At 67.5% G+C, this 26,867-nt stretch carries 30 protein-coding genes and 1 tRNA gene; 16 read left to right on the top strand and 15 right to left on the bottom strand.

Annotation, left to right across the window (positions count from 1 at the left end):
* Together ACTIF2_RS13525 and ACTIF2_RS13520 are read right to left on the bottom strand one after the other, a co-directional pair.
* Nucleotides 1-1,569: NAD+ synthase (locus ACTIF2_RS13525; protein ID WP_439497591.1), on the bottom strand; the 1,569-nt coding region annotated here is incomplete at its 3' end.
* A gap of 196 nt (nt 1,570-1,765) precedes the next feature.
* Complete coding sequence (locus ACTIF2_RS13520) at nt 1,766-2,059, bottom strand: Dabb family protein (RefSeq protein ID WP_439497590.1); 294 nt, start codon at nt 2,057-2,059, stop codon at nt 1,766-1,768.
* A 197-nt stretch (nt 2,060-2,256) separates the two neighbouring features.
* Between ACTIF2_RS13520 and ACTIF2_RS13515 the strand changes: the two genes are divergently transcribed.
* The 3 genes from ACTIF2_RS13515 to ACTIF2_RS13505 all read left to right on the top strand — a co-directional run bounded on the left by ACTIF2_RS13515 (nt 2,257) and on the right by ACTIF2_RS13505 (nt 4,212).
* Complete coding sequence (locus ACTIF2_RS13515) at nt 2,257-2,466, top strand: type II toxin-antitoxin system HicA family toxin (RefSeq protein WP_439497589.1); 210 nt, start codon at nt 2,257-2,259, stop codon at nt 2,464-2,466.
* A gap of 31 nt (nt 2,467-2,497) precedes the next feature.
* The gene (locus tag ACTIF2_RS13510) at nt 2,498-2,899 is read left to right on the top strand and encodes a type II toxin-antitoxin system HicB family antitoxin (RefSeq protein ID WP_439497588.1); all 402 of its coding nucleotides are present in this window, start codon (nt 2,498-2,500) and stop codon (nt 2,897-2,899) included.
* Nucleotides 2,900-3,342: 443 nt separating this feature from the next.
* Nucleotides 3,343-4,212: an outer membrane protein gene (locus ACTIF2_RS13505; RefSeq protein WP_439497587.1), complete on the top strand. Its 870-nt coding sequence runs from the start codon at nt 3,343-3,345 to the stop codon at nt 4,210-4,212.
* A 70-nt stretch (nt 4,213-4,282) separates the two neighbouring features.
* On the opposite strand, the gene ACTIF2_RS13500 is transcribed toward ACTIF2_RS13505, so the two are convergent.
* Complete coding sequence (locus tag ACTIF2_RS13500) at nt 4,283-5,668, bottom strand: class II 3-deoxy-7-phosphoheptulonate synthase (protein WP_439497606.1); 1,386 nt, start codon at nt 5,666-5,668, stop codon at nt 4,283-4,285.
* A gap of 251 nt (nt 5,669-5,919) precedes the next feature.
* Between ACTIF2_RS13500 and ACTIF2_RS13495 the strand changes: the two genes are divergently transcribed.
* Nucleotides 5,920-6,309: a RidA family protein gene (locus tag ACTIF2_RS13495; protein ID WP_439497586.1), complete on the top strand. Its 390-nt coding sequence runs from the start codon at nt 5,920-5,922 to the stop codon at nt 6,307-6,309.
* 19 nt (nt 6,310-6,328) lie between these two features.
* On the opposite strand, the gene gor is transcribed toward ACTIF2_RS13495, so the two are convergent.
* Nucleotides 6,329-7,696 (bottom strand): glutathione-disulfide reductase, encoded by a 1,368-nt coding sequence (gene gor / locus ACTIF2_RS13490; RefSeq protein ID WP_439497585.1) that lies wholly within the window; start codon nt 7,694-7,696, stop codon nt 6,329-6,331.
* Complete coding sequence (locus tag ACTIF2_RS13485; protein WP_439497584.1) at nt 7,689-8,972, bottom strand: O-antigen ligase family protein; 1,284 nt, start codon at nt 8,970-8,972, stop codon at nt 7,689-7,691. The genes gor and ACTIF2_RS13485 overlap by 8 nt, the downstream gene beginning before the upstream one ends.
* A 188-nt stretch (nt 8,973-9,160) precedes the next feature.
* Between ACTIF2_RS13485 and ACTIF2_RS13480 the strand changes: the two genes are divergently transcribed.
* From ACTIF2_RS13480 to ACTIF2_RS13460, 5 genes are all read left to right on the top strand, one after another.
* Nucleotides 9,161-10,123 (top strand): Bug family tripartite tricarboxylate transporter substrate binding protein, encoded by a 963-nt coding sequence (locus ACTIF2_RS13480; protein WP_439497583.1) that lies wholly within the window; start codon nt 9,161-9,163, stop codon nt 10,121-10,123.
* Between the two features lie 92 nt (nt 10,124-10,215).
* Entirely contained in the window at nt 10,216-10,695 is a 480-nt protein-coding gene (locus tag ACTIF2_RS13475; protein ID WP_439497582.1) for a tripartite tricarboxylate transporter TctB family protein, read from the top strand.
* Between the two features lie 12 nt (nt 10,696-10,707).
* Complete coding sequence (locus ACTIF2_RS13470; RefSeq protein WP_439497581.1) at nt 10,708-12,207, top strand: tripartite tricarboxylate transporter permease; 1,500 nt, start codon at nt 10,708-10,710, stop codon at nt 12,205-12,207.
* Between the two features lie 105 nt (nt 12,208-12,312).
* Nucleotides 12,313-12,600: a hypothetical protein gene (locus ACTIF2_RS13465; RefSeq protein WP_439497580.1), complete on the top strand. Its 288-nt coding sequence runs from the start codon at nt 12,313-12,315 to the stop codon at nt 12,598-12,600.
* Nucleotides 12,601-12,667: 67 nt separating this feature from the next.
* Nucleotides 12,668-14,089: an APC family permease gene (locus tag ACTIF2_RS13460; RefSeq protein WP_439497579.1), complete on the top strand. Its 1,422-nt coding sequence runs from the start codon at nt 12,668-12,670 to the stop codon at nt 14,087-14,089.
* A gap of 197 nt (nt 14,090-14,286) precedes the next feature.
* On the opposite strand, the gene ACTIF2_RS13455 is transcribed toward ACTIF2_RS13460, so the two are convergent.
* The 4 genes from ACTIF2_RS13455 to ACTIF2_RS13440 form a co-directional block, all read right to left on the bottom strand.
* On the bottom strand, nt 14,287-14,829 hold the full coding sequence (locus ACTIF2_RS13455; protein ID WP_439497578.1) for a DUF2059 domain-containing protein: 543 nt from the start codon (nt 14,827-14,829) through the stop codon (nt 14,287-14,289).
* A gap of 306 nt (nt 14,830-15,135) precedes the next feature.
* Complete coding sequence (gene rpiA, locus ACTIF2_RS13450) at nt 15,136-15,837, bottom strand: ribose-5-phosphate isomerase RpiA (protein WP_439497605.1); 702 nt, start codon at nt 15,835-15,837, stop codon at nt 15,136-15,138.
* 17 nt (nt 15,838-15,854) lie between these two features.
* Complete coding sequence (locus tag ACTIF2_RS13445) at nt 15,855-17,306, bottom strand: NAD-dependent succinate-semialdehyde dehydrogenase (RefSeq protein ID WP_439497577.1); 1,452 nt, start codon at nt 17,304-17,306, stop codon at nt 15,855-15,857.
* A gap of 114 nt (nt 17,307-17,420) precedes the next feature.
* On the bottom strand, nt 17,421-17,825 hold the full coding sequence (locus ACTIF2_RS13440; RefSeq protein WP_439497576.1) for a hypothetical protein: 405 nt from the start codon (nt 17,823-17,825) through the stop codon (nt 17,421-17,423).
* A gap of 130 nt (nt 17,826-17,955) precedes the next feature.
* Between ACTIF2_RS13440 and gph the strand changes: the two genes are divergently transcribed.
* Both gph and ACTIF2_RS13430 read left to right on the top strand, forming a co-directional pair.
* Nucleotides 17,956-18,645: a phosphoglycolate phosphatase gene (gph, locus tag ACTIF2_RS13435; RefSeq protein WP_439497575.1), complete on the top strand. Its 690-nt coding sequence runs from the start codon at nt 17,956-17,958 to the stop codon at nt 18,643-18,645.
* 37 nt (nt 18,646-18,682) lie between these two features.
* Nucleotides 18,683-18,757: transfer RNA gene (locus ACTIF2_RS13430), tRNA-Val, on the top strand.
* Between the two features lie 92 nt (nt 18,758-18,849).
* On the opposite strand, the gene ACTIF2_RS13425 is transcribed toward ACTIF2_RS13430, so the two are convergent.
* Nucleotides 18,850-19,290: a hypothetical protein gene (locus ACTIF2_RS13425; protein ID WP_439497574.1), complete on the bottom strand. Its 441-nt coding sequence runs from the start codon at nt 19,288-19,290 to the stop codon at nt 18,850-18,852.
* A 234-nt stretch (nt 19,291-19,524) separates the two neighbouring features.
* Between ACTIF2_RS13425 and ACTIF2_RS13420 the strand changes: the two genes are divergently transcribed.
* From ACTIF2_RS13420 to ACTIF2_RS13410, 3 genes are all read left to right on the top strand, one after another.
* The gene (locus ACTIF2_RS13420) at nt 19,525-19,824 is read left to right on the top strand and encodes a hypothetical protein (protein WP_439497573.1); all 300 of its coding nucleotides are present in this window, start codon (nt 19,525-19,527) and stop codon (nt 19,822-19,824) included.
* Nucleotides 19,825-20,012: 188 nt separating this feature from the next.
* Complete coding sequence (locus tag ACTIF2_RS13415) at nt 20,013-20,900, top strand: lytic transglycosylase domain-containing protein (protein ID WP_439497572.1); 888 nt, start codon at nt 20,013-20,015, stop codon at nt 20,898-20,900.
* A gap of 219 nt (nt 20,901-21,119) precedes the next feature.
* Nucleotides 21,120-21,656, top strand: a complete 537-nt coding sequence (locus ACTIF2_RS13410; RefSeq protein ID WP_439497571.1) for a L,D-transpeptidase — start codon at nt 21,120-21,122, stop codon at nt 21,654-21,656.
* Nucleotides 21,657-21,714: 58 nt separating this feature from the next.
* Here the strand turns inward: ACTIF2_RS13410 and ACTIF2_RS13405 are convergent, their stop codons facing one another.
* Both ACTIF2_RS13405 and ACTIF2_RS13400 read right to left on the bottom strand, forming a co-directional pair.
* Nucleotides 21,715-22,272, bottom strand: coding sequence for a GNAT family N-acetyltransferase (locus tag ACTIF2_RS13405; RefSeq protein ID WP_439497570.1), 558 nt, complete (start codon nt 22,270-22,272; stop codon nt 21,715-21,717).
* Between the two features lie 41 nt (nt 22,273-22,313).
* Nucleotides 22,314-22,682 (bottom strand): gamma-butyrobetaine hydroxylase family protein, encoded by a 369-nt coding sequence (locus ACTIF2_RS13400; RefSeq protein WP_439497569.1) that lies wholly within the window; start codon nt 22,680-22,682, stop codon nt 22,314-22,316.
* A 144-nt stretch (nt 22,683-22,826) separates the two neighbouring features.
* Between ACTIF2_RS13400 and moaA the strand changes: the two genes are divergently transcribed.
* Both moaA and ACTIF2_RS13390 read left to right on the top strand, forming a co-directional pair.
* Nucleotides 22,827-23,855 (top strand): GTP 3',8-cyclase MoaA, encoded by a 1,029-nt coding sequence (moaA, locus tag ACTIF2_RS13395; RefSeq protein WP_439497568.1) that lies wholly within the window; start codon nt 22,827-22,829, stop codon nt 23,853-23,855.
* A gap of 32 nt (nt 23,856-23,887) precedes the next feature.
* Nucleotides 23,888-24,286, top strand: a complete 399-nt coding sequence (locus ACTIF2_RS13390; RefSeq protein ID WP_439497567.1) for a TfoX/Sxy family protein — start codon at nt 23,888-23,890, stop codon at nt 24,284-24,286.
* Here ACTIF2_RS13390 and ACTIF2_RS13385 read toward each other — a convergent pair.
* The 3 genes from ACTIF2_RS13385 to ACTIF2_RS13375 all read right to left on the bottom strand — a co-directional run bounded on the left by ACTIF2_RS13385 (nt 24,270) and on the right by ACTIF2_RS13375 (nt 26,807).
* Nucleotides 24,270-24,515 (bottom strand): DUF4167 domain-containing protein, encoded by a 246-nt coding sequence (locus tag ACTIF2_RS13385; protein ID WP_439497604.1) that lies wholly within the window; start codon nt 24,513-24,515, stop codon nt 24,270-24,272. The two genes, ACTIF2_RS13390 and ACTIF2_RS13385, sit on opposite strands and share 17 nt — an antisense overlap.
* A 102-nt stretch (nt 24,516-24,617) precedes the next feature.
* Nucleotides 24,618-24,848 (bottom strand): hypothetical protein, encoded by a 231-nt coding sequence (locus ACTIF2_RS13380; protein WP_439497566.1) that lies wholly within the window; start codon nt 24,846-24,848, stop codon nt 24,618-24,620.
* A 183-nt stretch (nt 24,849-25,031) separates the two neighbouring features.
* Complete coding sequence (locus ACTIF2_RS13375; RefSeq protein ID WP_439497565.1) at nt 25,032-26,807, bottom strand: methyl-accepting chemotaxis protein; 1,776 nt, start codon at nt 26,805-26,807, stop codon at nt 25,032-25,034.
* Between the last annotated feature and the right edge of the window lie 60 nt (nt 26,808-26,867).

Here is a 26,867-nt window from a genome sequence, read left to right as displayed (position 1 = left end):
GTATTCGGCGAGATAGAGCAGGCGCTCGACCTTCTTCACCGTCGCAAGATCATGCCCGCGCGCGACGATGTCGGCGAGGCGCATCTCGTGCTCGATCAGGCAGGCCAGGATGTCGTCCAGCACGTCATAAGGCGGCAGCGAATCCTGGTCCTTCTGGTTCTCGCGCAGCTCGGCGGTCGGCGGCTTGACGATGATGTTCTGCGGGATGACCTCGCCGTCGGGCCCAAGCGCCCCGGCCGGCTTCCAGCGGTTGCGCAGGGCGCAGAGGCGAAAAACCTCGGTCTTGTAGAGGTCCTTGATCGGGTTGTAGCCGCCATTCATGTCGCCATAGAGCGTGGCGTAGCCGCAGGACATCTCCGACTTGTTGCCGGTCGTCACCACCATCGGCCCGAACTTGTTCGAGATCGACATCAGGAGCGTGCCGCGCACCCGGCTCTGCAGGTTCTCCTCGGTGACGCCGCGATTGGTGCCGGCGAAGAGCTCGGCCAGCGCCGCCTCGAAACCCTCGACCGGCTCGGCGATCGGCACGATCTCGTAGCGCACGCCGAGCGCGTCGGCGCATTTCTTGGCGTCGTCCAGGCTCTCCTGCGAGGTGAAGCGATAGGGCATCATCACGCAGCGGACCTTGTCCGCGCCCAGCGCATCGACCGCCATCGCGGCGCAGATGGCGGAATCGATGCCGCCCGAGAGGCCGAGCACCACGCCGGGAAAGCCGTTCTTCTCGACATAGTCGCGCAGGCCCAGCACGCAGGCGGTGTAATCGGCCTCGTCGCTGCTCTCGACCGTCGCGATCTCGCCCGGCACGCAATGCCAGGCGCCGTTCTCGCGCACCCATTCGGTGATGCGCAGCGCCTCGCGGAAGGCCGGCAGCTGATGGGCAAAGCTCCTGTCGGCGTTGAGCACGAAGGAGGCGCCCTCGAAGACCAGCTCGTCCTGGCCGCCGAGCTGGTTGAGATAGACCAGCGGCAGGCCGGCCTCGACGACGCGGGCGACCGCGACGTTCAGCCGTTCCTCGGTGACGCCGCGGCGATAGGGCGAGCCGTTGGGCACCAGCAGGATCTCGCCGCCGGTCTCGGTGATGCATTCCACCACCTCCTCGCCCCAGATGTCCTCGCAGATCGGAATGCCGAGGCGGATATGGTTGCGGAAGACGACCGGGCCGGGCAGCGGACCGGGCTCGAAGACGCGCTTCTCGTCGAAGACGCCGTAATTTGGGAGATCGACCTTGAAGCGCACCGACTGGATCAGGCCGCCATCGAGCAGGGCATAGGCGTTGTAGAGCTTGCCGTCCTCGCGCCAGGGCAGGCCGAGCAGCACGGCCGGGCCGCCATCGGCCGTCTCGCGCGCCAGCGCCTCGCAGGCCTTGCGGCAGGCATCCTGGAAGGCCGGCTTCAGCACCAGGTCTTCCGGCGGATAGGCCGAGAGGAAAAGCTCCGGGAACATGACGATGTCCGCCCCGGCAGCGGCAGCCTCGCGTCGCGCGACGCGCACCTTCTCGGCATTGCCGGCGACATCGCCGACGATCGGATTGAGCTGCGCGAGCGCAAGGCGGAAGGAGGTCGCGGTCATGGTCAGGCTTTAGCGCGCGGCGGGACGGCCAGCAACGGCGGTGCGCCCCGCCCTGCCCTGCGTTTTTTGGGTCGGAGGCGTTTCACTCCGCGTCATTGCGAGCGCAGCGAAGCAATCCAGGAGGGCTCGCGCGACGCCCCTGGATTGCTTCGTCGCTCCGCTTCTCGCAATGACGGGGAGGTTCGGCGCAGCGGCCTCAGCCCAGCGTCGAGCGGAAATCGGCCGATTGACGCAGTTCGCGCAAGGGCCGCACGCGGCGCGTCGTCTCGTCATAGATCGGATGCGCCTTGTAGGCGGCCAGCGCCGCCTCGTCGGCGAACTCGCCATAGACGATCACGTCGACCTCGTTGCCCATCGGATCGACCTTGGCGTTGGCGACGACCTCGAAGGCGAGCGAATGTGGAATCTCGGCGAGCCGGCCGAGCGAGACGCGGATGGTCTCGACATCCTCCGGCCGCTTGGCGGTGAAGAAGACGATATGGCGGATCATGTATCCCTCACACCGGCGGCTGGCGCCGCTGCCAGGCCTGCTTCGTTCAGGACACCCTCTTCCCAGACCGGAGCCAGAACTGCAATCGGCGGCCTCGTCGCAGAGGCGGCGGCACTCCGATACACACTTATACACAGCGACTCTTGATTTTCAGCTCGGCAATGTGTATCAATACACAAATCGCGGAGGCGCGGGCCATGAGCAGGAAGCGCGGGCCGATGACACCGCGGGAGATCGTCAGGCGGCTCCACGACGACGGATGGCAGGTGAAACGCAAAGGGCCGGGCGGCCACGTCCAGTTCGACCACCCGAAGCGCCCCGGCAAGGTCACGGTGGACATGGGAGCGAAGGAAATCCCAACCGGCACTCTCAGATCCATATTCAATCAGGCGGGCTGGACATGGTGAAGCCCCAGCCTGCAAGCCAAAGGAGGTTCGAATGCCTCTCGCTTACGCATTGATCCATGAAGAGAACCGCATATTCGGCATTTCATTTCCGGATTTCCCCGGCTGCATTTCCACCGGGTCGACCGCGGAAGATGCTATCCGGAAAGGAAGCGAGGCCTTGACCTTCCATGCCGGCGGCATGGTGGAGGACGGCGACCTCATGCCGGGATTGCGTGACCTGTCCGAACTTCAGGCCGACCCCGATTTCAACGCAGCAGCTGACGGAGCTGTCCTGGCGCTGGTTCCGTTCGATCTTCCGACGAAATCGGTGAGGATCAACATCTCGATCGACGAGAGCCTGCTCGGTGCCGTCGATGCTGCGGCAAAGGCCAAAGGCATGTCGCGCTCAGCCTTTTTAGCGGAAGCCGCCCGGACGCGGATACGGGCGGCCTGACGCGGTTCACTTGCGCAGCAATCCAGGCCGGGGATCGTCGTACCACTGCTTTCCGTCCTTGGAGTACGACCATGGATTCTCGGTCTGCCTGATCGAGGGCTCCGGCTCGTCGCCTCGCGCCAAGGCGGCGGCAGCGCTGCGCCGCGTCCTGCGATGAGCCTGTGTCTTGTCAGCCTTTTCGCTGGCAGCGGTGGTGATTCCGCCAGCAGGGCGCTTCTTCCGGGAACGAGCCATCGGTCAATTCCTGTCGATGTCGAGCAGCAAATATCTTACTTAACGTTAGACGAATATCCCCACGCTCTTTGCAACTGCAGACGTGTATGTCCGGCAGGACAGACCTGACAAAAATGGCGGCGTTAACCGCGCATTAGGGTTACCGGAGCATGAATTGACGCTGGGCAAGGCAACGCGGCCGCCTCCGGCCGCTGCTCGGGGAGATCACGATGCGTATCCGTTCCATTGCGCCGGTTCTGGGCGTCGCGGCGTTCGGGTTGTCCCTCGCTACCCTGCCGGCCCTCGCCGCCGATTACCCCGTCCTGCGCGGCTCGCAGATCGAGGACGCGCCGGCGCCGCCGCCGGATTACTTCTCGGGCTCCTCGAACTGGACCGGCTTCTATTTCGGCGGGCTCGCCGGCTACACCGACACGAATTTCGATCCAGGCCGCGGCGCGGCCAACCTGGTCGCGAACCATCTGCGCTCGACCACGGTGGAAGCCGAGATGCAGGCCTCGAGCCTGCTCAGGATGCCGGCCTTCAGCAAGCGCGCCGCCACCTTCGGCGGCTTCGCCGGCTACAACTATCAGGTTGGCGACGTCGTGATCGGCCTCGAGGCCGACTACACTCGTCATGATGCCAAGGGCGAATCGTCCGATTCGATCGGGCGCGGCCGCGTTCTCAGCGACGGCTACGACACCTCGGTCTTCCTGACCGGCCGAACCTCGGCCGAGCTCAAGGATGTCGGCACGCTGAGGGTGCGCGCCGGCTATGTCATCGGCTCCTTCATGCCGTTCATCACTGGCGGCCTCGCCATCGGCAACGGCTCGGTGACGAGCAGGGCCTCGGTCGAGACCTACGGCGTCGACGCCGATCCCGCCAACGATCCGGTGCTGCAATCCTATTCCTCGGCCTCGGGCCTGCTGGTCTCGAGCCGCAAGAACTCGACCATGCTCGGCGGCACGGTCGGCGGCGGCGTCGAGGCGCTGTTCGGCGGGCTGCTGCTGCGTGCCGAAGCGCAATATGTGCGGATGGAGGCGCAGGGCAATGTCGTGGTCGAGACGACCACCGCCCGCGTCGGCGCCGGCATCAAGTTCTGACCAGACACCACGCAATGAAAAAGGCCGGGGCTGACGCCCCGGCCTTTTCGTTTTAACGCGCGAGTGCGGCTTATTCGGCCGCCTCGACCTCCGGCCGCTCGCGGCCGGCGCGCTCGCGCTTGACCAGTTCGGCGACGAGGAAGGCCAGCTCCAGCGCCTGCTCGGCGTTGAGGCGCGGATCGCAGACCGTGTGGTAGCGGTCGTTGAGATCGGCGTCGGTCATCCCGCGCGCGCCGCCGGTGCACTCGGTGACGTTCTTGCCGGTCATCTCCAGATGCAGACCGCCGGCATGGGTACCCTCGGCCTGATGGACGGCGAAGAAGTTCTTCACCTCGGTCATGATCAGGTCGAAGGGCCGGGTCTTGTAGCCGCTGGCGGCCTTGACCGTGTTGCCGTGCATCGGATCGCAGGACCAGACGACGTTGCGCCCTTCCCGCTTGGTCGCGCGCACCAGGGCCGGCAAATGGTCGAAGACCTTGTCGGCGCCGAAGCGGGCGATCAGCGTCAGGCGGCCCGGCTGGTTCTGCGGATCGAGCGCGTCGATCAGCTTCAACAGGCCGTCGGCGGTCATCGAGGGCCCGCATTTCAGGCCGATCGGATTCCTGATGCCGCGGAAATACTCGACATGGGCATGGTCGAGCTGGCGCGTGCGGTCGCCGATCCAGACCATGTGGCCCGAGGTCGCGTACCAGTCGCCGCTGGTGGAATCGACGCGGGTCAGCGCCTGCTCGTAGCCGAGCAGCAGCGCCTCGTGGCTGGTGTAGAAATCGGTGGTCCGCATCTCGGGATGCGTTTCCGGGTCGATGCCGATGGCGCGCATGAAGTCGAGCGTCTCGGTGATGCGCTCGGCGACCTCGCGGTAGCGGCTCGACTGCGGCGAATCCTTGATGAAGCCGAGCATCCAGCGATGCGCATTGTCGAGATTGGCGTAGCCTCCGGTCGCGAAGGCGCGGATCAGGTTGAGCGTCGCCGCCGACTGGCGATAGGCCTCGAGCTGGCGGCGCGGGTCGGGAATGCGAGCCTGCGCCGTGAACTCGTTGTCGTTGACGATGTCGCCCTTGTAGCTCGGCAGCTCGACGCCATCGATCGTCTCGGTCGGAGCCGAGCGCGGCTTGGCGAACTGGCCGGCGATGCGCCCGACCTTCACCACCGGCGAGCCGCCGGCGAAAGTCAGCACCACCGCCATCTGCAGGAAGAGGCGGAAGAAATCGCGGATATTGTCGGCCGAATGCTCGCCGAAGCTCTCGGCGCAGTCGCCGCCCTGGAGGAGGAAGGCCTCACCGGCGGCGACCTTGCTCAACGCCCGTTTGAGCTTGCGCGCCTCGCCTGCAAAAACGAGCGGCGGAAAGCCGGCGAGCTGCTGCTCAACCGCCTTCAAGGCTGCCTGATCCGGATATTCCGGCATCTGCTGGACGGGCTTTGCCCTCCAGCTCTCGGGCGTCCACCGCTCGGACATCATATTGCTCCTGCTTTCACAAAATCGCGCCTGCGTTAACCTCTTCTCAGCGCGAAGGCCGGCCTATACACCCGCAAGTGGCCGCTGACCACCGTTGCGGCAAGGATGGCAGGCCGCGGCGCAAAAGGACGAATCCCGTCAAGCCGCTGGCGCGATCTGCTGCGATCTCGATTCAGGCGCCTGAGAGATCGATTCAACGCGTTCGGACGCCGATTCAACCGGCTCCGCGCGAGACAAGGACTGCTCGACCCATGCCGAAGCGCAGCGTTTCCTCGGACCGCGTCTACAAGAGCCGGCTGCCCTTCGCCCAGGCGACGATCGCCGGCGACTTCATGTTCGTCTGCTGCGTCGGCGCGGATCTGCAGGGCAAATACGCGATGGGCGACGCAAGGCGGCAGACGCAGCAATGCATCGATAACATCAAGGCGCTGCTCGAAGAGGCCGGAGCGAGCCTGAAGGATGTGGTCAAATGCACGGTCTACGTGACCGACCGCGCCTATTGGGAGGCGATGAACGAGGTCTATTTCGCCAATTTCGCGGAAGACCCGCCGCACCGGGTCTCCTGCATCGTCAACGGGCTCGGCTCGCCCGACTGCCTCGTCGAGATCGACGCGACAGCCTATCTCGGGAAAGCGGACTGAGCGATCAGCGACTTACGGATCAGCCTTTGCGCGCCGTGCGCATCGTCACCAGCTCCTCGGCCGCGCTTGGGTGCAGCGCCACCGTGCGGTCGAAATCGGCCTTGGTGGCGCCCATCGTCACCGCGATCGCCACCGCCTGGATGATCTCGCCGGCATCGTGGCCGAGGATGTGCACGCCCAGCATCCTGTCGGTCTTCGCGTCGACGACGAGCTTCATGTAGATGCGCTCGCGCCGCCCCGAGATCGTCGCCTTCATCGGCCGGAACTCCGATTCGAAGACGCGCAGCTCATAGCCCGCCGCGGCCGCCTGGTTCTCGGTCAATCCGACGGTGCCGATCTCCGGCGTCGTGAACACGGCCGAGGCGATCAGGCCGTGGTTCACGGCCCAGGGCTTGCCGCCGAAGGTCGAGTCGGAGAAGGCGTGGCCCTCGCGGATCGCGACGGGGGTGAGGTTGACGCGGTTGGTGACGTCGCCGACGGCGTGGATCGAGGGAACGCTGGAGGCCGAGGCCTCGTCGACCATGACCTGGCCGACCGGCCCGAGCTTGACGCCGACTTCCTCCAGGCCGAGCCCGACCGTGTTGGGCCTGCGGCCGGTCGCGACCAGGATGACCTCCGCGTCGATCGGATCGCCCTTGGCACAATGGGCGCGGCGGCAGCCATCCGGCAATTGCTCGATGCGATCGACCGTGCAGCCGAGGCGCAAGGTGATGCCGGCATGCTCCAGGGCGTCGCGCAGGCGGGTGCGGAGATCCTCGTCGAAGCCGCGCAGAATGTTGTCGCCGCGATGCAGCAGCGTGACCGCGACGCCGAGCCGGGCGAAGACGCTGGCGAATTCGAGCGCGATATAGCCGCCACCGACCACGAGCATGCGCTTGGGCAGGCTCGGCAAGTGGAAGACCTCGTTGGAGCTGATGCCGAGCTCGCCGCCGGGGATCGGCGGATCGAAAGCGGGATAGCCGCCGGTCGCGACCAGGATATGCCGGGCGCGGACGCTCTCGCCCGACTTCAGCAGGCGCACCGCATGCGGCCCCTCGATCACCGCCCGCTCCTCGCGGATCGCGACCTTGGCGCCCTCCAGGCCCTTGCGATAGAGGCCGGACAGGCGGGTGACCTCGGCGCCGACGGCCTCGCGCAGGGTCGGCCAGTCGAAGCTCGGCTCGGGAACCGTCCAGCCGAAGCCGGCGGCGTCCTCGAAATCCTCGGCGAAACGGCTGGCATAGACGAAGAGCTTCTTGGGCACGCAGCCACGGATGACGCAGGTGCCGCCGATGCGGTCCTCCTCCGCGATCATGACGCGGGCGCCGTGGCCGGCGGCGATGCGGGCGGCGCGCGTGCCGCCTGAGCCGGCCCCGATCACGAAGAGATCGACATCGAAATCAGCCATGGTCTTTCCCCTCGCCGGCCCGGCGGCCGGCTCCGAACCAGAGTGTGGCAGCCGCCAGGATCGCGATCCACCAGCCCTGCCAGGCGCCATGGCCGACCGATGCCATGGCGAAGGCCGCCGCGAAAAGGCCGAGGCGTGGCGCGAGTTCTCCCGCCGACAGCGGCGCGAGACGCGCCAGGAACATCAGGCCAGCTGCGAGAAGCAGACCGGCGCCCATGAGACCGGTCTCGACCCAGACCTGGATCGGGGCGCTATGCGGATGGCCGACGGCAAGCAGCAGCCGGCGCGGCGGCGAGACCTGCTCGGCGACCGGATGGGTCTGCAAAGCCGAAGCCGAGCCGAAGCCCGAGCCGAGCAGCGGGCGGGCGGCGATCGCCTCGCCGAAGCTGAGCCAGATGTCGACGCGCTCGCGCGAATGCGAGTCGGCCGTCTGCTCGTAGAGAGCCGGCGGCAGGATGCTGTCGGTGATCCGTCCGACGAAGGGGGCCAGCACCAGCGTCGCGACGAAGCCGAGCGCGATGGCGGCCAGGGTCAGGCGTGGCAGCAGCCGCGCCAGGAGCCAGACGAGGACCAGGACCATCAGTCCGAGCTTGGCGGCGCCGCTGTCCGAATAGAGCACGATGCCGGCGGCGACCAGCGCGGCGAGGCCGGCGAGCGGGCGGTCGAGAGCCTGTCTCGCGCCGCTGGTCCAGAGCAGATGGATCGCAGGCGCCGCCAGGACGAGGCAGGTGATGACCGGGCGGTTGAAGACGAAGCTCATCTGCTTGCCGATGCCCAGCGCGATGCGCTGGGCGAGCCCGGTCTCGATCTCGAAGGCCATCAACGCCGCCGCCGCGATCAGCAAGAGGGCCAAGGCGCGCCTCAGCGGAGGCGTGGCGACGAAGGCGCCGGTCATGGCGATGACGAAGCCGAAGCCGAGCGGCAGCGCCAGCTCGCCCCACATCGCAAAGCCGATCGCCGGCCGGTGGCTCCATGACAGCGAGAGCAGAGCCCAGGCCAGGAAACCCGCGAGGACCAGGGCGAGCGGGCTACGCGCCAGCGCCGCGAAATCGTCCGCAGCGCGCCTCGCGCCGCCGCTCGCCAGGACGGCGCCAAGAAAGGCGGCCGCAGCGAGGCCGAGCACCAGGGGCGCCGAACGGTTCGCGGCCCACATCGCAACCGGCATCGCCGCCATCAGTACGCAGCCCAGGGCGGCGAACCGGGCGGCGGCGCGCGAGGATGACAGGTCGATGGTGGCGGCGCGGTTTGCGCCCGAAGAAAGCGGGGGCAGGCTCATGGCGCATGCGCTTACGCGATCGCACGGAGGCCGCCTAGCCCGAATTCGGCTGGCATTGCATCACGGGCTCGCGAATTACCTTGACTTGAGATTATGCAATCAGGCGCAATTGACCGGTGGAGCGTCAAAGTGTCACTCGCCGGGCGCAAACAGAAAACGATGCGGATAACCGCAAGCGGAGGAACATCATGTTGAAATCCATCCTGACGCGCGGGGCCGTCACGGCCCTGGCGCTCGCCGGCCTGACCACGGCCGCTTTCGCCCAGCTCGAGCTCAAGATCATGGCCCCGGCCGCGCCCGGCGGCGGCTGGGACGGCACGGCCCGCTCGATGCAGCAGGCGCTGACCGCCGCCGGCATCGCCAAGAGCGCCCAGGTGACCAACGTCACCGGCGCGGGCGGCACGATCGGCCTTGCCCAGCTGATCGGCGCCAAGGGCGACGGCCATCAGCTGATGGTCAACGGCTTCGTCATGGTCGGCGCCATCCTGCTCAACAAGTCGCCGGTGACGCTGACGCAGACGACGCCGATCGCGCGGCTGACCGCCGAGGCGCTGGTCGTCGTGGTGCCGACCGAATCGCCGGTCAAGGACGCCAAGGACCTGGCCGCGCGCGTGAAGGCCGATCCCGCCAAGGTGACCTGGGCCGGCGGTTCGGCCGGCGGCGCCGACCATATCCTCGCGGCGCTCTTCGCCGGCGCGGCCGGCGGCGACACCACCAAGATCAACTACATCCCGTTCTCCGGCGGCGGCGAGGCGCTCGCGGCGATGCTCGGCGGGCGCGTCACCGCCGGCGTCTCGGGCTATGGCGAGTTCGAGGGCCAGATCAAGGCCGGCAAGCTGCGCGTCATCGGCGTCTCCTCGCCCGCACGCCTGGCGAACGCGCCGGACGCCCCGACCTTCAAGGAGCAGGGCGTCGATCTCGAACTGCTGAACTGGCGCTCGGTCGTCGCCCCTCCCGGCCTGAGCGCCGAGCAGGTCAAGACGCTCGCCGATGCCATGGACAAGATGGCCAAGTCCAAGGAGTGGACCGAGATTCTCAAGGCCCGCGGCTGGGACGACGCCTATCTGCCGGCGGCCGAGTTCGCGACCTTCCTCAAGGCCGAGGAGGCGCGCGTCGCCAAGGTCATGAAGGATGTCGGCCTCATCAAGTGAGGCATCGAGCGATACGGGTGTCCTGAAGGGTCGGGAAACCGGCCCTTCAGCCGCCTTCACGCAGAGTTCGACAGGTATCGGGCGGACAGGCCATGGCAAACCCAATCTCGGCAGGCAGGATCGACCGGCCGGCGCTCGTGGTGGCAGCATTGCTGCTCGGCTGCGCTGCGCTCGTCGCTTATGACGCCTCGCAGCAGACCATCGTCTCGACCTATGGCGTCGGCCCCACCGCAATGCCCTATGTGGTCAGCGCCGGCCTCGTCGTGCTCGGGCTCGCCCATCTCGTCGTCGCCTTCAAGGACGGCATTCCCAAGCCGGAATCGGCCGATAGCGGCGCCATTTTCTGGATCACCGCAGGGCTCGTCGGGCTCGTCGCCTGCATCGCGCTGGGCGGCGGCTTCATCATCGCGACGGCGATCGTCTTCGCCTGCACGGCGCGCGGCTTCGGCCGGCGCGCCTTCGCGATCGACTTCGCGATCGGCCTCGTGCTCGGGCTCGCCATCTTCCTGATGTTCTCGAAGCTGCTGACGCTGGTGCTGCCGTCGGGCCCGCTCGAGCATCTGTTGGTCTGAGGAGCGAAGACGATGGAAACGCTGCTCGCCCTCGGCCATGGCTTCTCGGTCGCCCTCGAGCCCTCGAAGCTGCTCTTCTGCCTGATCGGGGTCTTCCTCGGCACCGCGGTCGGCGTCCTGCCCGGCATCGGCCCGGCGCTGACGGTCGCGCTGCTGCTGCCGGTCACCTTCAAGCTCGATCCCGCCGGCTCGCTGATCATGTTCGCCGGCATCTATTACGGCGGCATGTATGGCGGTTCGACCACGGCGATCCTGCTGAACGCGCCGGGCGAGAGCGCCTCGCTCGCAACGGCGCTGGAAGGCTCGAAAATGGCCAAGGCCGGGCGCGGCGGCCCGGCGCTGGCGACCGCCGCGATCGGCTCCTTCGTCGCCGGCCTGCTGGCGACGATCGGGCTCGCCTTCCTGGCGCCCTGGCTCGTCCAGATCGCGGTCAAGTTCGGGCCCTGGGACTATTTCGCCCTAATGATCCTGGCCTTCGTCACGGTCTCGGCGACCTTCGGCGATTCGCCCCTGCGCGGCCTCACCAGCCTGTTCATCGGCATCACGCTCGGGCTGATCGGCATCGACAAGCTGACCGGCCAGGCGCGGCTGACCTTCGGCGTGCCCGAGCTGCTCAACGGCGTCGAGGTGACGACCTTGGCGGTCGGCCTCTTCGCGGTCGGCGAGGCGCTCTATGTCGCCTCCAAGCGTCACCGCGAGCCCGAGGAGATCGTGCCGATCAAGGGCTCGCTGTGGATGAACAAGCAGGACTGGAAGCGCTCCTGGGCGCCCTGGCTGCGCGGCACGGCCTTCGGCTTCCCGATCGGGGCACTGCCGGCCGGCGGCGCCGAGGTGCCGACGTTCCTGTCCTATTCGACCGAGAAGAAGCTCTGCAAATATCCGGGCGAGTTCGGCAAGGGCGCGATCGAAGGCGTCGCCGGGCCGGAGGCCGCCAACAACGCGGCCGCGGCCGGCGTGCTGGTGCCGCTCCTGACGCTCGGCCTGCCGACCTCGGCGACCGCGGCGATCATGCTCGCCGGCTTCCAGCAATACGGCCTCAACCCCGGACCCCTGCTCTTTGCCGAGAAGCCCGACCTGGTCTGGGGCCTGATCGCCTCGCTCTTCCTCGCCAACACCATGCTGGTGATCCTCAACCTGCCTTTGATCGGGCTCTGGGTGAGATTGCTGGCGATCCCGCAGCCCTGGCTCTATGCCGGCATCATCGTCTTCGCGACGATGGGCACGCTTGCCGTGAACCCCTCCCCCGTCGAGCTCGCGATGCTCTTCGCCTTCGGCTATCTCGGCTATCTGATGCGGCGCTACGACTACCCCGTCGCGCCCATGGTGGTCGGGCTGATCCTCGGGCCGATGGCGGAAGCGCAGTTGCGGCGCGCCCTGCAGATCAGCCTCGGCGATCCGATGATCCTGCTGGAGAACCCGATCTCGGCGACCCTGCTCGGCATCGCCTTCATCGGCCTGGTCGCGCCCTTCGTGATGAACGGGCTCAACAAGTTCAAGGCGGCGGAGGACTGAGGCGCGCCGCTGGCGTCGCCAGAGCGACCCGACGGGTCTAGTGTCTCATCAAGCTTACGCCGGGCGCTCCGGACTGTGCAGCCTGATGCGAAGCGGGAGGACGCCATGGCGCAATCCGCCGATCCGCTGGTGCTCGATCTGGTCGAATGGGTGGCGCGCGAACCGCGCCCCTATGCCGAGGTCATGGAGACCTGGCGGACGTCCTGTCCCCGCCTCTCGATCTGGGAGGATGCCGTCGATCGCGGCTATGTCGCGCGGATGCCGGCGGACGGGCGAACGATGATGGTTGCCGCCACCGAGTTCGGCCGCGCCTGGTTGCGTGACAATGGCCGGCTCGGGGAGGCCTCCTTCCGGCGTCCCCGCGGGGACGGCCATTCCCCTGCGACACTTTGACAGCCCGGGAAACGAGCATAATCCTTTCATCTGCAACCAATTCCGGTGCGGCTGAAAGGATATCCCGATGACCGATATCTCAGTGACGGGTGCTGCGAAGCCCGAGACCACGGTTGAGCCGAGTCTTCACAGGGTCATGGGCCCCTGGCTGCTGCTGCTCTTCATCGTCGGCGACATTCTCGGCACCGGCATCTATGCGCTGACCGGACAGGTCGCGAAACAGGTCGGCGGCGTCGTCTGGCTGCCCTTCCTCGTCGCCTTCGTCGTCGCGATGGTCACCGCCTTCAGCTACCTCGAACTGGTCACGAAATACCCGAAGGCCGCAGGCGCCGCGCTCTACACGCACAAGGCGTTCGGCATCCATTTCATCACCTTCATCGTCGCCTTCGCGGTGATGTGCTCGGGAATCACCTCGGCCTCGACGGCCTCGCGCGCCTTCGCGGCGAACATGTCGAACGCCTTCGATCTCGGCATGTCCGGCGGCGTCGGCATCACGGTGATCGGGCTCGCCTTCATGGCGATCGTCGCGGCCGTGAATTTCCGCGGCGTCGGCGAGAGCGTCAAGGCGAATGTGGTGCTGACCTGCGTCGAGCTCACCGGCCTCCTGATCATCATCTTCATCGGCCTATGGGCGATCGGAGCCGGCCAGGGCGACGTCTCGCGCGTCACGCAGTTCAAGACGGGCGATGGCGGCATGTTCTGGCCGGTCATCGCCGCAACGACGCTGGCCTTCTTCGCGATGGTCGGCTTCGAGGACTCGGTCAACATGGCCGAGGAGTGCCAGAACCCGAGCGGAATCTTTCCGAAGGTCCTGCTCGCCGGACTGGTGATCACGGGCGCGATCTATGTGCTGGTCTCGATCTCGGCGATCACGCTGGTGCCGGCGGAGCAGCTCGGCGAGGGCGAGACGCCGCTGCTCAAGGTGGTGCAGGCCGGCGCGCCCAATTTCCCGCTCTGGATCTTCGGCATCATCACGATGTTCGCCGTCGCCAACAGCGCGCTGATCAACATGCTGATGGCGAGCCGGCTGGTCTACGGCATGAGCCGCGAGCATGTCCTGCCGGCCGCGCTCGGAAAGGTCCATGCGGGCCGGCGCACGCCCTATATCGCGATCGGCTTCACCACGCTGTTGGCCTTCGCGCTGATCACCTTCGTCGGCGAGGTGCCGGCGCTGGGCGGGACCACGGCGCTGCTGCTGCTCTGCGTCTTCACCGTCGTCAACATCGCCGTGCTGGTGCTGCGCAAGGACCCGGTCGACCACGACCATTTCCGGACGCCGACCATCCTGCCGATCCTCGGCGCGATCGCCTGCGCCTTCTTTGCCGGCCCGTGGACCGGGCGTGATCCGGTCCAGTACACTATCGCCGGCGTGCTGATCGGCATCGGCGTCCTGCTCTGGTTCGTGACGGTGATGGTCAACCGCGCCACCGGCGTGCGCCCGAGCGACCCGAGCATGGAGACCGTCGGCGGCGGCGGCCCGGTCAACTAAACGCAACGCCCCTCGGAAACGAAAAGGCCGCCGGTTCGCGCCGGCGGCCTTTGCTTATGGGGTCGAAATACCGGCCGTTCGGCCCGCCGTCATTGCGAGGAGCGTGAGCTCCGAAGCAATCCAGGGGCCGTCGAGCGAGACCTCCTGGATTGCTTCGCTGCGCTCGCAATGACGTCGGAGGATAGTTTGCGGAAACCTCAGAGCTGGTGGCCGCGCTTGCGCATTTCCTGGCTGAAACGGTCGAACAGGAAGTTGCTGGTCTCCAGGCTCCAGGGCTGCAGCGCCGTGAAGATCTCGTCGATCGCCTGCGGGCGGAAGGCGTTGTAGCGCTGCCCGACCGGTGACTTGAAGAAGGCGGCGACCTCCTTGAGATCGGCCTCGGTCATCTTCCTGGCGAAGATCTCGGCGGCGACCGTGGTGATCTCGTCGCGCTTCGCGTCCGCCTCCGGCTTCAGCGAATCGAGCACCTCGTTGAGGTCCTTCTGGAGCTCTGGGCGGGTCGTGCCGACGATCTGGCGGACGCGTTCGCGGAACTCGCCATAAATCGATTCGAAGGACTGGCTGATGCCGGACGTGACGACGACGTCGCGCGCAGCCTGAAGATGCGCGGGCGTCATCGTAGAGGCCGGCGCAGGAGCCAGCGCGGGAGCCGGTGTCGCGGCCGGCGCCTGGGCCAATGCCGGCACGGCGAGCACGAGCGCCAGGCCGACGGCAGCGCCGGCGAGGTGGTGACGGATCATGATAGTGGGCCCCTTCATCTTCAGGCAGTCTCGCACAGCCCGGACCTCAGCCCGCTTGCATCGCAGTCATGCGCGCCGCCGGCCCGGTGGTTTCGCTAGAGCCGGATGACTTCAGTTGGAATCGCTTTGCGGTTCCAACTGAAGTCTGAATCCGTCTCTCATCAATAAGTTAGAGCAGGATGCGAAAAACCGGTTCCCGCTTTTTCGCATCCTGCTCTAGCGCCGTCACCGGCATCGTTTCGTGACCGTCCGGTCCTGGACCGCTTGGTGCGGGTCTCCCTTAGCGTGCTTTCCGCCAGAATGGAATCATTCGATCGTGCCGAGGACGACCAGCCCATTGCTGCTGGCCAGGATGGCGCAGGCGGCGATGCCGAGGAACAGCCCGTGCTCGACCACGCCGGGGATGAGGTTCAGCGCCGTGCCGAGCGCCTCGGGCTTCTCGATGCGGCCAAGATGCGCGTCGAGAATGTAATGGCCGCCATCGGTGACCAGCGTCGAGCCGTCGGGGCGCGTGCGCAGCGTCAGCTCGCCGGCTGCGCCCGAGGCCGCGATCGCCGCGGCCACGGCGCGGCGCGTCACCTCGAGCCCGAAGGGCACCACCTCGATCGGCAAAGGATAGCGCCCGAGCGTCTCGACCAGCTTGCTGTCATCGGCGATCACCACCATGCGCCTGGAGGCCGTGGCGACGATCTTCTCGCGCAGCAGGGCCGCGCCGCCGCCCTTGATCAGGCGCAGCTCGCGATCCAGTTCGTCGGCGCCATCGACGGTGAGATCGAGCTCCGGCGTCTCGTCGAGCGTCGACATCGGGATGGCGAGCGCCTCGGCCTGGGCCTGCGTCACCTCGGAGGTCGCCACGCACAGGACCTCGAGCCCCTGCGCGACGCGGGCGCCGAGCAGGTCGACGAAATGCTTCGCGGTCGAGCCGGTGCCGAGGCCGAGCCGCATGCCCGGCCGCACCAGCTCGAGCGCGCGGGCGGCCGCCTGCTTCTTGAGATCGTCGGCGCTCATCGTCATGGCCGGAGCGCTCACGCGCCGAGCCCGCCCATGAGCATGTATTTGATCTCGACGAACTCATCCATGCCGTGCAGCGAGCCCTCGCGGCCGAGGCCGGATTCCTTGACGCCGCCGAAGGGCGCGACCTCGGTGCCGAGAATGGCCGAGTTGACGCCGACCATGCCGTATTCGAGCTCCTCGGCGACGCGGAAGGCCCGGCCGAGATCCTTCGAGTAGAAATAGGCGGCCAGTCCGAACGGCGTGTCGTTCGCCATCCGGACGACCTCGTCCTCGGTCGAGAAGCGATAGACCGGCGCGACCGGACCAAAGGTCTCCTCGTTGGTGACCAGCATCTTCGTGGTCACGCCGGAAATCACGGTCGGCTCGTAGAAGGTGCGCCCCAGGGCATGGCGCTTGCCGCCGACCACGACCTTGGCGCCGTTGGCGACAGCGTCCGCGACATGGCGCTCGACCTTCTCGACGGCCTTCTCGTTGATCAGCGGGCCCTGCACGACGCCGACCTCGACGCCGTTTCCGACCTTCATCTTGGCGACCTCGCCGGCGAATTTCGCGACGAACTCGTCATGGATGCCGTCCTGGACGAAGAGCCGGTTGGTGCAGACGCAGGTCTGGCCCATGTTGCGGTACTTGGCTGCGATCGCGCCCTGCACGGCCGCATCGATATCGGCGTCGTCGAAGACGATGAAGGGCGCGTTGCCGCCGAGCTCGAGCCCGACCTTCTTCACCGTCGAGGCCGCCTGCTGCATCAGGAGCTTGCCGACCGGGGTCGAGCCGGTGAAGCCGATGAAGCGCACCGCAGGATGCGAGGTCATGACGCTGCCGATCGCGACCGCATCGCCCGTTACGATGTTGATCACGCCCTTGGGGAAGCCGGCGCGCTCGGCGAGTTCGACCAAGGCCAGGGCCGTCAGCGGGGTATCCGGCGCGGGCTTGACCACGAAGGTGCAGCCGGCGGCGAGGCCCGGCGCGCATTTGCGGGTGATCATCGCGGCCGGGAAATTCCAGGGCGTGATCGCGGCGCAAACGCCGACGGGCTGCTTCTGCACGATGATGCGCGAATTCGGGAAGGGTGAGGGAATCGTCTCGCCATAGATGCGCTTGGCCTCTTCCGCGTAGAACTCGACGAAGGAGGCGGCATAGGCGACCTCGCCGCGGGCCTCGCTGAGCGGCTTGCCCTGCTCGGCGGTCATGATCTGCGCGATGTCCTCCTGGTTCGCCATGATCAGGTCGAACCATTTGCGCAGGACGAGCGAGCGTTCCTTGGCGGTCTTCTTCGCCCAGGGCTTGAAGGCGCGCGAAGCCGCCTCGACGGCGGCCGTGGTCTCGTCCGCACCGAAGCGCGGCACCTTGGCCAGGACCTCGCCCGTCGCCGGGTTGTCGACCGGGTCAGTGCCCGCGCCGATCCAGGCGCCGTCGACATAGCATTGCGACTTCAGGAGGGTCGGATCATTCAGTTTCAGCATGGCGGGCCTCGGCGAAGTGTGACACCGGAGGCGTCTAGCACGTCCCGCCGGCCGATGCCGATGCCAAATGCCGCAGGCAACGGCATCCCCTACCGAAATATCGGGCGAAACCGTTCACCTGGCCTGCGGCGTGCAGACCACCTTGTCGTCGAAGACGTAGCAGACGCTCATCTCGCCGGTGCGGAGATTGACGCGGAAGATGCCGCCCTCGCGCTCATGCCGCGAGGGCACGAGCAGGTAGTCGCTCGGCGGCTGCGGGCCGGCCCCCTCGCCCGCCGGGAAGCAGATCGTCACGCCGACCCCGCCTTCCTTGAGCTGGAACTGGCAGGCGCCGACCTCGCCGGTGGCGCGGTCGACGCGGTAGAGCCGGTTGAGATCGTTCTGCGGCGCCGGCGCGAACTCGTAGGGCGCCGCCGCGGCGGACAGGGGCGAGGCCAGCACGGCACCAAGGGCCAGCAGCGCCGCAAAGGCCGGCCGGCGCAGGCCGGCGTTTTCAAGATCTTCAGACAAAGCCGCCATCCTTCACGAATCAGGGCAAAGATAGCACCGTTACTGTCGGCCCTGATGACCATCCGGCCTGGCGCCCTTGCCAAACCGAGCCCGACAGCCTTTACAGGCCCCGAACCATCCCCGGCACCGGACCCCGCCCATGAGCCTCTCCCCCATCGTCGTCTTCGACCTCGACGGCACCCTGGCCGAGACCGCGCCCGACATCATGCGCACGCTGAACGTGATCCTGGAGCGCGAAGGGCTGTCGCCCCTGCCGCTGGAGCGGGCGCGCGAGCTCGTCGGCGCCGGAGCGCGCGCCCTGATCGAGCGCGGCTTCCGCGTCTCCGGCCGGCCGCTCGACGAGGAGACGCTGGAGCGGCTGTTCGAGGATTTTCTGCTGATCTACGCCGAGGACGTCGCCTCCAACAGCCATCTCTATGACGGCGTGCTCGAGGCGATGGAAGCGCTGGCCGAGGACGGCTATGCGCTCGCCGTCTGCACCAACAAGCCGATCCTGCACACGCGGCTGATCCTCGACCATTTCGGCATCGCCTCGCGCTTCGCGGCAGTGGCCGGGCGCGACAGCTTCGCCTTCCACAAGCCTGACCCGCGCCACCTGACCTTGACCATCGAGGCGGCCGGAGGCGATCCCAAGCGCGCCGTGATGATCGGCGATTCCCGCACCGACATCACCACCGCCCGCGCCGCCGGCATCCCGTCAATCTGCGTGCCCTTCGGCTATACCGACGTGCCGATCGAGGAGCTTTCGCCCGATCTCGTCATCCAGCATTTCGATGCGCTGCCCGGAGCCGTGCGGCAGGTGCTGAACCAGGTTCCGGTCCATTCTTGACGCCATCCATGCCGGCGACTAGGAGAGGGGCCGGTCCGGGCGGCTAGCTCAGCGGTAGAGCACTCCCTTCACACGGGAGGGGTCACAGGTTCGATCCCTGTGCCGCCCACCATTTTTTCAGCGCTTTCCGATATCTCTCGTGCCGAGCACGGTGCCGTGCGTGAACTCGCGCCGCAGGCGCGAGGCCCGCGGCGCTTCCCGATCTTACTTGAAGCCGATCAGGACGCCGTCGGCGCCGAGCGAGAGCTGCAGGCCCTGGCGCCGGGCGTTGAGCTTCATGGTCACGCCCTTGTTGTTGCGCAGCCAGACGCTGCCCCTGCCCTGGTCGCCGAGGGCCCAGCCCTCGCGCAGCTGCACGTAAGCGCCGGCGAAATCCTGGACACGACGCAGGCCGTAGACCGTCCCGGTCGCGGTCATCCGCGAGGCGCCGATGGCGCCGATGCCGAGCCCGCCGACCGTGATCGGATAGGAGCGGCGGCCGAATCTCAGCGTGCCCTCGCCGGCTTCGCCGGAACCGATGAAGGCGACCTGCACCTGCTGGAGGCTGACCGAGCCGGTCGGCGGGCCAAGCCTTTCCTGAGCCGCCGCGGGCGCAGCAGCGAGGAAGAGCGCGGCAAGAGTTGGCAGAGCTGACCTGAGAAACATGTTTCATACTCCTTCAAAGGGTCGGACGCTGGTCCCGTGCAATCGGCACGGCTCTGCGTACCGCTCATCTACGCGCCGACAGCGAATTTGTTCGTTTCTGCCGGTGCAACGCCGACCCGCTCGATCCTCCCGATCGCCGTCATTGAACTTTAACGCGCTCGGAGCGTTGCTTCCTGCGCAGCCATCCGTGCGGCGACGCGCGGCCCGAGGCTGCGACCTGACGGAGGTTCTCCCTTGGATAGACGATCATTCATCACCGCTCTCATCGGCGGCCTCGCAGCCGCGAGCGTCGGCGGGATCGCCGCTGCCGAAGCCGCGCAGCCCGCCTTGCCACGCGACCCGGACGCGCTGTCTCCAGATACGGCGCAGGCGGTCGACGCCACGGAGGCGGATTTCAGCCAGTATTATTATGGCCGCCGGCGCCATTACCGCCGCCCGCGGCATTATTACCGCCGCCGCCATTATCGCCGGCACTACTACCGCGGACGCTATCGCCGTCCTGACCGCAGGGCCCGTCCGGGCACGCAGCGGTAGAATCCGCCCGACACGGGACGAGCGGGCAGCCCGCCCCCTCCTCCTGCCGATCGCCCGGCCTCGCTTTACGGCGGACCCGGCATCAGCCAGGCCGTTTCGATCCAGATCGGGCCGAAACGGCCTGGTCTTGTTGGTTTGACGTATTTTCTTCACAAGTTTTACGCGAAAATGCTCTATCCTTCGCGCCAATGAACCCTTCGCCGCTCCTCATCGCAGCCGTCCTTGTGCTCGGCCTCGCCGCGAGTGCGCCCTGCTCGGCCGAGGGCGCGCCGGCATCCTCCGGCATCGACCAGGCGCTGTGCGGGCTGATCGACGCGGCCGCCCGCGAGCATGGCGTGCCCGCCGCCTTCCTGACCCGCCTGATCTTCCAGGAATCGAGTTTCCGTGCCGGCGCCGTCAGCCCCGTGGGCGCGCAGGGCGTGGCCCAGTTCATGCCGGGCACGGCGCGCGAGCGCGGGCTCGCCGACCCTTTCGATCCCGAGCAGGCGGTACCGAAGGCCGCGCATTTCCTTGCCGAGCTGCGCCAGCGCCTCGGCAATTGGGGCCTTGCGGCGGCCGCCTATAACAGCGGCCCGAACCGGGTCGCGGGCTGGCTTTCGCGCGGCGGCACCGGCGCCCTGCCCCTCGAGACCGAGAATTATGTCATCGCCATCACCGGGGTCAGCGCCGCCACCTGGGCCGAGGACGCCAAAGCGTCGGCCAATGGCGACGGGCGCGACCGCCCCGCCCGGCCCGCGACACCCGACAAGACCGTGCTCTGCGGCACGACGGTTGCGGCGCTGCGCGCGAGCGGTTCATTCTCCGGGCGCAGCGAGGCGCGCTTCGCGCCATGGGGCGTGCAGCTCGCCGGCAACTTCTCGAAGGGCGCCGCGCTCGCGGCGTTCCAGCGCGCCAGCGCACGCCATCGCTCCGTCATCGCCAACCTGCAGCCGATGGTGATCGGCACGCGCCTGCGCAGCCGCGGCCCGCGCGCCTTCTACCGGGTGCGCCTGCCGGCGGCGAGCCGGGCGGTCGCGACCGCGCTGTGCCAGCGCATCCAGGCGCAGAGCGGGTCATGCGTCGTGCTCAAGAGCTGAGGCGGCTGAGCTTATGTTGCATGTGCGCAACGCAGGGCGCGAAAGCCCAGGCCCTCGCGCCGATGTGATGACCGCCCGATTGCGGGGGTTGCAGGATTCTGACAGGAAATTGAGGAGATGTTGACTTTTTCCGGTCAACTTCGTGTCCGCGATTCCCGTTTCTCGAGGTCCCTGATGAACCGCTTTTTCCGTATGGCCATGTTCGCAGGCTTGGGCCTGATGGCCACCGCCTCGGTCGCCAACGCCTATGAGATCGACCCGCTGACCCGCCAGCCGCTGGTCCAGAACCCGGATGCGGCCAAGGCCCAGGCCACCGCCATCCCGCGCGAGATCGTCAGCTATGACAGCCGGCATCGGCCGGGCACGATCGTCATCGACACCAGCGAACGCCGGCTCTATTACGTGCTGGGCGACGGCAAGGCGGTGCGCTACGGCGTCGGCGTCGGCCGCCCCGGCTTCGACTGGGCCGGCTCGCAGGCGATCACCCGCAAGGCGGAATGGCCGAGCTGGACGCCGCCGTCGCAGATGCTGAAGCGCCGCCCCGACCTGCCGCGCTTCATGCCCGGTGGCCCGGAGAACCCGCTCGGCGCGCGCGCCCTCTATCTCGGCTCGACGCTCTACCGCATCCATGGCTCGAACGAGCCGGAGACGATCGGCCAGGCCGTCTCCTCGGGCTGCATCCGCATGCTGAACGAGGACGTGATCGACCTCTACGACCGCGTCAGGGTCGGCACCCGCGTCGTCGTCGCGCGCTGAGCGCAACGATCGGCCGAATTCGGAAAAGGCCGGCTCGCGCCGGCCTTTTTCGTTGGGCTCAGCCCGGGCCCGCCGCGACAGACGGCGAAAATTCCACCGATTTCAGCGTGAACCGTTCCGCCGGCATTTCGCCGTGCTCGATCAGTCCTCTTCGCTTCAACCCGATCTTCTCCGCGACCTTCAGCGAGCCCAGATTTTCGGGAGCAATCTCCGCGATGACTTCGTCCAGGCCGAGGATCTCGAAGGCGTGAGCCAGGACCGGCCGGGCGGCCTCCGTCGCGAAGCCTTTGCCCCAGAAGCGCTGTCTCAGCCGCCAACCGATCTCGATCTCCGGACCGACCGCATCCACGGGGATCAGGAGGACCCAGCCGACGAAAGTCGCGGCGTCCTCGCGCAACAGGATCGTCCAGTAACCCATGCCCTGCGGCCAAGGGCCGGATGTGCGCTTTTCGACGAAGGCCCGGTGCGCGGCTGGATCGGACCATGGTCCGTTCACGAAGCGGGTCACATCCGGGTCGCGGTCCATCTCGATGCAGGCATCCGTATCGGCCAGCGTCCGCGGGCGGAGCAGAAGGCGTTCGGTCTCAAAGGCAAAGGAACCGGCGAGCGTTGTCATGGGGCGCCTATAACGTCGATGGCAGAAGCGTCGTTTGGTGCCTACCCTCGCCTGACCGGCTCCCGCGACAGGCCCTTTTCCGCCAGGGCGTCGAGATAGGCCTGCATCTTCGCCTCGCCCTGCTCGCCGAGCTCGCGCAAATAGTCCCAGCCATAGATGCCGGTGTCGTGCATGTCGTCGAAGCCGAGCTTCACGGCATAGTGCCCGACCGGCTCGATCGCGATGATCTGGACATTAGCCTTGCCCGGCACGGTCTTCTTCTGGGTCGGGCCATGGCCCTGGACCTCGGCCGAAGGGCTCTCGACCCGCAGAAGCTCGGCGGCGAGCGCGTAAGACGCGCCATCCTCGAAGGAGACATGCAGCGTCCGCCGGTCCTTCGACAGGCGGATCTCGGTCGGCCAGGATGACATGGTCGTGTTCTCTTCCAGCAGGCTGCGACGATCGCCGCGCTTGACCTTACGCGCCGCGATGCCAATCTCTGAAGCCTATAGCAACGAGGCAGCCGCCGCGCATCCGGGGCGAAGAGCCTGGGATCATTGCAGGACGAGATCAGAGTGCTGCTCGAAGACTTCAAACCGCTGACGCGCCCGCCCCTGGTCGATCCGTTCGGCCGGGAGATTTCCTATTTGCGCATCTCGGTGACGGATCGCTGCGATTTCCGCTGCGTCTACTGCATGTCCGAGGACATGACCTTCCTGCCCAAGCGCGACCTGCTGACGCTGGAAGAGGTCGACCGCGTCGCCACCGCCTTCGTCGCGCGCGGCACCCGCAAGCTGCGCATCACCGGCGGCGAGCCGCTGGTCCGGCGCGACATCATGAACCTGTTCCGCTCATTGTCGCGCCATCTCGCCTCCGGCGCGCTGGACGAGCTGACGCTGACCACCAACGGCTCGCAGCTCGAGCGCTATGCCAGCGAGCTCGCCGCCTGCGGGGTCCGACGCGTGAACGTCTCGCTCGACACGCTCGACCCCGACAAGTTCCGCAAGATCACGCGCTGGGGCGACCTCGACAAGGTGCTGCGCGGCATCGAGGCGGCGCGTGCCGCGGGCCTGCGGGTCAAGATCAACGCGGTGGCGCTGAAGGACGTCAACGAGGACGAGATCGAGGGGCTGATGAGCTGGGCGCACGGGCTCGGCATGGACCTGACCCTGATCGAGGTGATGCCGCTCGGCGAGATCGAGCCCGGCCGGATCGACCAGTTCCTGCCGCTCTCGATCGTGCGCGCCAGGCTGATGGACAAGTACACGCTCGACGACGACCCGTACCGCACCGGCGGGCCGGCGCGCTATGTCCGGGTGCGGGAAACCGGCGGGCTCGTCGGCTTCATCACGCCGATGACCCATAATTTCTGCGAGAGCTGCAACCGCGTGCGGCTGACCTGCACCGGCACGCTCTATATGTGCCTCGGCCAGGAGGACGCCGCCGATCTGCGAGCGCCGATCCGTGCCTCCGGCGACGACACCTTGCTCTACCGGGCCATGGACGAGGCGATCACGCGCAAGCCCAAGGGCCACGACTTCGTCATCGACCGCAGGCGCGCGCGCCCGGCGGTCGGCCGGCACATGAGCGTCACCGGCGGCTAGGTCCTGTTGGGGGTCGGAACCAGGGGCTGAGGATGGTCGCCAGCCAGGGCTTCGCCGAGTTCCTGCGCGAGCAGCTTGCCCCGCTCGGCCGCGTCACCATGCGGCGCATGTTCGGCAAGACCGGCGTTTTCTGCGACAAGCTGATGTTCGGGATGGTGACCGACGACACGCTCTACTTCCGGGTCGATGACCAAAACCGGGCGGCCTTCAAGGAAGCCGCGACCTCACCGCCCCTCAGCTACGAGAAGCATGGGCGCACCATAGATCTCTCGTTCTGGCGCGCGCCCGAGCGGCTGCTGGACGAACCCGACGAGCTTGTCATCTGGGCGCGAGCAGCGCTGGCGGCGGCGCGCCGGGTCGCGGCGAAGAGGGAACCGACGCACAGGACCGTGAGGCGTCTCGCCCCGCCTGCTCTTATCCGGCGTCTCTGACGTTCGCCGTCATCGCGCGCAGATAGTGCTCGGCGTGCTGGTAGTAGTTCTCGGCCCCGATCCGGTCGCCCGTCAGGGCGGTGTCGCGGGCGAGCACCAGATAGCGCTCGTAGCGCTTGCGTGCGTCCTGAGGCATCTGCCTCGTGTCGGCAGCGCCGGACTGCGGGCGCATTGCGGCAGGCGCCGAGCGGAACCTCCCCGCGCGTGCCTCCGGCCTGGTTCTATTCATGATGTGGTTCATGGCATTCTCCCCGGGGTTTCCCGCGCTTTCCGCGGGATCCCCCTTGTCGATCGGCGCCGGACGGCGCCGATCTGCGTCATCCGCGTCGTCTCAACCGAGAATCTCGGCGACGATCTTGCGGAGTTCTTCGCGGCTGAGGCCGCAGGGCTCCGGCTTCCAGGCCGGGTCGGCCTTTGGCGGCGCGACCTCGGCCGCGATCTTGTGAAACGGGCGCGGATGCGCCGAAGCAGTTTTCGATTGGGTATTGGTGTTCATCTTGATCCATGGCCGCTGCGACACAGGTCGTGCGGCTTTTTTCTTGTGAGAATCGTCGCGCGACATCGCGCGGCGGCTGCGCTGCAAAGGCAGCGATCAAACTTCGATGGTGCTGAAAAGCGGGCTCGGCGCTCGGTCGGAGCGACAGGAGCTAGCCGAACGAATCGGGCTCGATGGAAATGATATGGGCGCGCAATGAGGCGATTTCAAGTTGCCTGCGCCGGATGCTGCTGCGCTCCAGACCGCGTCTCACATCCTGTAGGCCATCCGCACGCCGCCCCAGTGGCGACCGTTCACCCTGAGCGGCGCGTCCACCTCGCGCATGACATGGGTAACGCCGCCGCCCATGTCGCGGTGGTAGGACTGGACCAGGAAGGGCCGGACCGAGCGCGCCGCCATGATGCCGGCGCGGTCGTCGAAGATGCGGCGATTGCGGCTATGGGCGGCACTCCAGACCGGATCGTCCTTGCGCTGGGGCCGCGAGAACTCGGGGTGATGCACCGCGATATAGCCGTTGCGGTCGATCGGCAGGGTGAAGACCAGGCGCGGGTCGCTGGCGAGCGTCTCGGCGAGGACAGGCGGCAGCAGCGCCTCGAGCGCCGGCAGCGAGCGGTTGGTATGCTGCGGCGGGTCGGTCTCGGGAACCGGCAGGTAGTGAATGTCGAAGAGCTCGGCCTCGCTGAGCAGGGACTCGCGCAGCGCCTGCTCGAACAGCGCGGCGATGCGGACGGAAAAGGCCTGGGCGCGCTCGATCAGCGGCCTGTAGGACCGCTCGATCTCGCCGACGAGCCGGCGCAGCGGCTCGTGATCGCGGACCGCGCCATCGTCGAAGGCGATATGCAGGCCGAGCTCGCTGGTCGCCATCAGGCGGCAGGTCAATGGCGGCAGGTCGGCAATGGTGATGGCGCCCGGCGAGCCCGACTTCACGCGCGGATCGGCCTGGGCCGAGAGCAAGGCGCCGCCGAGGCCGAGATCGATGCTCTGCGCCGAGAAGACCGTGTCCCCGAAACGCGCCTCGACGGTATATTCCGCCGGAAACCGGTCATGCTGGCGGCGGTCGGCGAAGACGGTATGGCGCAGCAGCGGCACGAAGCGGCCCATCAGCCCCTCCGACTGGCGGGCCCCGTCCGACATCGCGCCGCGCGCCTCGGCGCTACGCGCCGCCGCCCCCAGGGCCATCTCGTCGATCTCGCCGACCTGGCGCGAGACCGTGTCGATGAAGCGGGCGGTCTCGTCGGCGCTGCGCGAGAGCTCGGCCGCAGCCGCCGCCTGCTCATGCGAGGCGCTGCCGATCGCGGCGATCACCGGATTGACGTCGCGCACCATCTGCAACGCGTCGTTGACGATCGCGGCCGAGCCCTGCGCGGTCTGCGTCAGGCGATCAACGCGGCTGCGGATATGATCGACCGCATCGCGGACCTCGACCGAGAGCGCCTTGACCTCCTGCGCCACCACGCCGAAGCCGCGGCCCGCCTCGCCGGCGCGCGCCGCCTCGATGGTCGCGTTCAGGGCCAAAAGATTGGTCTGGCGCGCGATCTCCGCGATCGAATCGACGATGCTGCGGATCTCGACGGTCGCGATCGCGAGCCCGGTCATCATTTGCGTCGCCTCGCCGGCCCGCGTCGCCGCCGCCTCGAGCATGTCGCGCGCGCCGTTCATCGAGCTGCCGACCTGCTCGGCGGCGTCGGAGACCTGCTGGGTCGCGGTCGCGAGCGCGCTCGAATTCAGGCTGGCGGTTTCCGCCGCCTGCCTGAGATCGCCGGTACGCCGGTGGATGCCGATCGATCCGGCCTCGGCCTGGCTCGAGGTGTGCTCCGCCTGGTAGAGGCGCTCCGTCAGGCGGCGCAGCGCCGCCACGACGTCCTGCTCCAGCGCATTGACGGCTTCACGGACCGAAGCATCGTCGAGCGGATCGGGCGCCGCGACCGGAACGGGGAGCGGCACGGCTTCGGCCGGAGCGGGCAGCCCGGCAGCGACGGCACGGTTTCGAGTGCCCAACCAGCGCCGGACCCTTTCGCGAAGCATCAGCCAATCCTGGGAGAACGAAAAGTCGAGCTTTTATCGTTGCATATCGTTAACAAAGGC

The organism is Allobosea sp., from assembly GCF_051860145.1.
Classification (GTDB): domain Bacteria; phylum Pseudomonadota; class Alphaproteobacteria; order Rhizobiales; family Beijerinckiaceae; genus Allobosea.
This window is presented reverse-complemented; position numbering and strand designations above follow the sequence as displayed.